Origin of the sequence: Hydrogenophaga sp., from assembly GCF_028698005.1 — a bacterium.
Taxonomy (GTDB): Bacteria; Pseudomonadota; Gammaproteobacteria; order Burkholderiales; family Burkholderiaceae_C; genus Hydrogenophaga.
Genome location: NZ_JAQVEJ010000213.1, coordinates 1 through 3,905 on the forward strand (window position 1 = coordinate 1; position 3,905 = coordinate 3,905).

The window sequence follows — 3,905 nt, forward strand, 5'->3', positions numbered from 1 at the left end:
ACCTCAGCGGCGCAGAAGGGCCGCCATGGCCTGCAGCATCAGCAGCGCCAGCACACCCAGGCCGGCGGTCAGCCACAGTGCACCGCTGGCCCATTGCGTGACCGCCAGACCGAACAGCACCGGGGCCGCAGCCTGCGCGATGCGCGCGGGTGCCATCAGCCATCCCTGCCGCTGTCCGTAGCCTGCCGCACCGAACACCACCAGCGGAAGGGTGCCCTTGGCGATCGTCAGGATGCCGTTGCCAGCGCCGTGCAGGCCCGCAAACAGCCAGGCTGCCACCGGGCCGAAGGCCATGAAGCCCATCACCCCCAGCGGGTGGGTGGCTGCAGCCAGCCGGGCCGACAGCAAGGGATGGATGTGGCGCAGAAAGCCGAACTCCAGCAGACGTCCGGCCACCTGGGCCGGCCCCACCAGCATGGCCACACCCAGCGCCGCGGCGGCGCTCAGTCCCTGCGCCTGCAGCAGGGTGGGCAGGTGGGCCGCCATGGCGGTGCTGGTGAACCAGGTGATGGCAAACACCGCGGCCATGGCCATGCCCATCCAGCGGGGCACCTGGCGTGGGGCGGCGCTGACCTCCCGCAACTGAGGGCGCTGGTCAGCCTCTTCAGCTGCGGTCTCCACCGCAGCCCGAGGCAGCCCGGCGTGCAGCGGCAGACCCAGCAGCACATGCAGTGCTGCCCAGGTCAGGCAGGTGCCACGCCAGCCCAGCGTCTCGATCCACCAGCTGGTCAGGGGCCAGCCCACCGTGCTGGCAAAGCCGGCCACCAGGGTGATGCCGGTGATGGCGTTGCGGGCACTGGCCGGATACAGGCGCACCACCGTGGCGAACGCCGCGTCGTACAGGCCGCTGCCCATGGCCACCCCGATCAGGGCCCACGCGGCCCAGAGCTGCCATTCGGACTGCACCAGTCCCAGGCTGGCCAGGCCCAGCGCAAACAGCACGTTGGTGACCAGCAGCACCCTGCGGCCGCCCAGTTCATCGATGGCGCGCCCGGCGCGCGGACCCACCAGCGCCGAGATCACCAGCGCCAGCGTGAAGGCACCGAACACATTGGTGACCGGCAACCCCAGTTCGGCCGACAAGGGGGCCGCCAGCAACGCTGGAAGGTAATAGGACGAGGCCCAGGCCAGGGTCTGGGTGGTGCCCAGCCGGGCCACGACAGCCCGCTGGCCAGTGAGGATCATCTGGTGGGTGGGGTGGTGGAATCAGAGCATCAGTTTACGGATGCGGGCCGAGATCAGGTCGATCACGCTCACGGTGACGATGATGATGATCATGACCGCTGCCGTCTCGGCGTACTGGAAGCCGCGGATGATTTCCCACAGCACCACCCCGATGCCACCGGCGCCCACCATGCCCACCACCGAGGCCGAACGCACATTGGCTTCGAAGCGGTAGAGCGTGTAGGAGATCCACAGCGGCATGACCTGAGGGATCACGCCATAGACGATCTCGTGCAGGGCCGAGGCGCCGGTCGATCGGATGCCTTCGACCGGCTGCGGGTCGATGGCCTCCACCGCCTCAGAGAACAGCTTGGCCAGGGTGCCTGCGGTGTGAATCCACAGGGCCAGCACGCCTGCGAAGGGTCCCAGGCCCACCGCCACCACGAAGAGCATGGCAAACACCATCTCGTTGATGGCGCGAAAGGCATCCAGCACCCGCCGCACCGGCTGGTGGATCCACCAGGGAGTGATGTTGGACGAGGCCAGCAGACCCAGCGGGATGGCGCTGAGCACAGCCAGCGCCGTGCCCCAGATGGCGATCTGCAAGGTCACCACCATCTCCTGCACATACATGCGCCAGTCGGCGAAGTTGGGCGGGAAGAACTCGCCCGCATAGTCGGCCATGTTGCCTGAATCACGCAACAGTTCCATGGGACGCATGTCGGCGCCTTGCCATGAGCCTGCCAGGATCAGGACCAGGGCGGCCCAGCCCAGGTACCAGGCCAGGCTGCGTCGAGTCCGGGCCGCGTCGGCCAGCGAGGCCAGCGGCTGCTGCGTGCTTGTCGTGGTGCTCATCAGGGGTCTCCAGGTGTGACAAGGCCCGCCGTTTGACGGGCGGGCCCGAGGTGCTGTCGTTTACTGCAGGGCGGCCAGCAGCTTGTCGATCTCGGCGAGCTTGGCCGCCTTGTCGGCCGCAGCCAGGCTCGCATCGGCCTCGATCTTGTTGCGCTTGCTGAACAGGTCCAGCTCGCGGATGGGGATCAGCTGGGCGTTGGTCGAGGGCTTGAAGCCCGAGAGCTTGGAGATCTTCATCACGATCTCCTTCTCGAGCGCGTCGGTCTTGGCGTAGTTGTAGAAGAAGTTCTTGATCTTCTCCTTGGTGGCGGCCGGCAGCTCCTTGTGCATCACCAGCGGGTCCAGCGGGATCAGCGGTGAGGTCCAGACGATGCGGATGTCCTTGAACTTCTCGGGCTGGCGTTCCTGGATCTTGCCCAGGTTCTCGCTGTTGTTGGTAGCCACATCCACTTGTTTGTTCGCCACGGCCAGGGCGTTGGTTTCGTGGTTGGCGCTGCGAACGATCTTGAAGTGCTGTTTGGCATCGATCTTGTTCTTGGCGAACACATAGAAGCCCGGCACCAGGAAGCCAGAGGTGGAGTTCGGGTCACCGTTGCCAAAGGACAGCGACTTGCCGTTCTTGAGCACGTCGTCCAGCGACTGGATCGGGCTGTCCTTGTGCACGATCAGGTGAGAGTAGTAACCCTGGGTGCCGTCGGCATTGACCATCTGGGCGAAGACCTCGCCGTTGGCGCGGTCCACCGCTTCCATGGCCGACTTGTTGCCCAGCCACGCCACCTGCACCTTGTTGAAGCGCATGCCCTCGATGATGCCGGCGTAGTCGGGCGCGAAGAAGGCCGTGACCTTCAGGCCGGTCTGTTTGGCCATGTCGTCGATCAGCGGCTGCCAGTCGGCCTTGAGGTTCTGGGTGGCCTCGGTCGAGATGATGCCGAAGTTGATGCTCTGTGCCCATGTGGCGGTCAGGCTCAGTCCGAGCGACACGGCGGCGATGGTTTGTTTGATCATGTGGGTGTCCTTGGGTGTTGAAGGGAAAGGATTTGCTGGCGTTCAGGCGGCCTGTGCCAGCGGCGTGGGCCAGGCCACGACCGAGGGGGACGGCACGGGTTGAACCGGTTCGTGCAGCGAGCTGCTGCCATTGAGAATCTCGTCGGCCTGCATGCCGTACAGGCTGCGCAGCAGGGCCGGGGTCAGATCGCGCGAGGGGCCGTCGTAGACCACGCGGCCCTGGTGCAGTGCCACCACGCGCGGGCAGTAGCGCATGGCCATGTCCACCTGGTGCAGGGACACCACCACGGTGCTGCCGTCCTCGCGGTTGATGCGCGAGAGGATCTCCATTACCTTGCGCGAGGACTCGGGGTCCAGCGAGGCGATGGGCTCATCGGCCAACACCACCTTGGCGCCTTGCACCAGGGTACGGGCGATGGCCGCGCGTTGCTGCTGCCCGCCCGACAGGGTCGAGGCGCGCTGGGCGTGACATTCGGCAATGCCCACGCGGGCCAGGGCTTCGATGGCCATGATGCGTTCCTGGGCGGTGAACCAGCGTGTCCAGCTGCGCCACCACGGCATGCCGTGCAGACGGCCCACCAGAACGTTCACCAGCACAGGCAGACGATCGACCAGATTGAACTGCTGGAACACGAAGCCCACCTCCGAGCGGATGCGGCGCACGTCGCGCTGGATGCGTCCTTCGCGCTGCACGCAGCGACCGGCCACCTCGATCAGCGAACCCGGATTCGCGTCACCAGCGGTCAGGCCGGCCACATGGCGCAGGAGCGTGGATTTGCCGGAACCGGAGGCACCGATCAGGGCCACCATCTCACCCGGACGGATCTCCAGGTTGATGTTGTCCAGGGCCAGCTTGCCGCCGGCGAAGCGCTTGCTCAGGT

The 3,905-nt window shown here is 66.4% G+C and carries 4 protein-coding genes; all 4 read right to left on the minus strand.

What is annotated here, in order from left to right; translation table 11 throughout:
* Positions 1-3 precede the first annotated feature (3 nt).
* The 4 genes from PHQ87_RS14860 to phnC are packed head-to-tail and all read right to left on the minus strand — an operon-like array spanning position 4 to position 3,903.
* Positions 4-1,185 (minus strand): MFS transporter, encoded by a 1,182-nt coding sequence (locus PHQ87_RS14860; protein WP_300236019.1) that lies wholly within the window; start codon positions 1,183-1,185, stop codon positions 4-6.
* Positions 1,186-1,206: 21 nt separating this feature from the next.
* The gene (gene phnE / locus PHQ87_RS14865; RefSeq protein ID WP_300236022.1) at positions 1,207-2,019 is read right to left on the minus strand and encodes a phosphonate ABC transporter, permease protein PhnE; all 813 of its coding nucleotides are present in this window, start codon (positions 2,017-2,019) and stop codon (positions 1,207-1,209) included.
* Between the two features lie 60 nt (positions 2,020-2,079).
* A complete protein-coding gene (gene phnD, locus PHQ87_RS14870) occupies positions 2,080-3,024 on the minus strand; it encodes a phosphonate ABC transporter substrate-binding protein (protein WP_300236025.1) in 945 nt (314 codons plus the stop codon).
* Between the two features lie 42 nt (positions 3,025-3,066).
* Complete coding sequence (phnC, locus tag PHQ87_RS14875; RefSeq protein ID WP_300236028.1) at positions 3,067-3,903, minus strand: phosphonate ABC transporter ATP-binding protein; 837 nt, start codon at positions 3,901-3,903, stop codon at positions 3,067-3,069.
* Positions 3,904-3,905 lie beyond the last annotated feature (2 nt).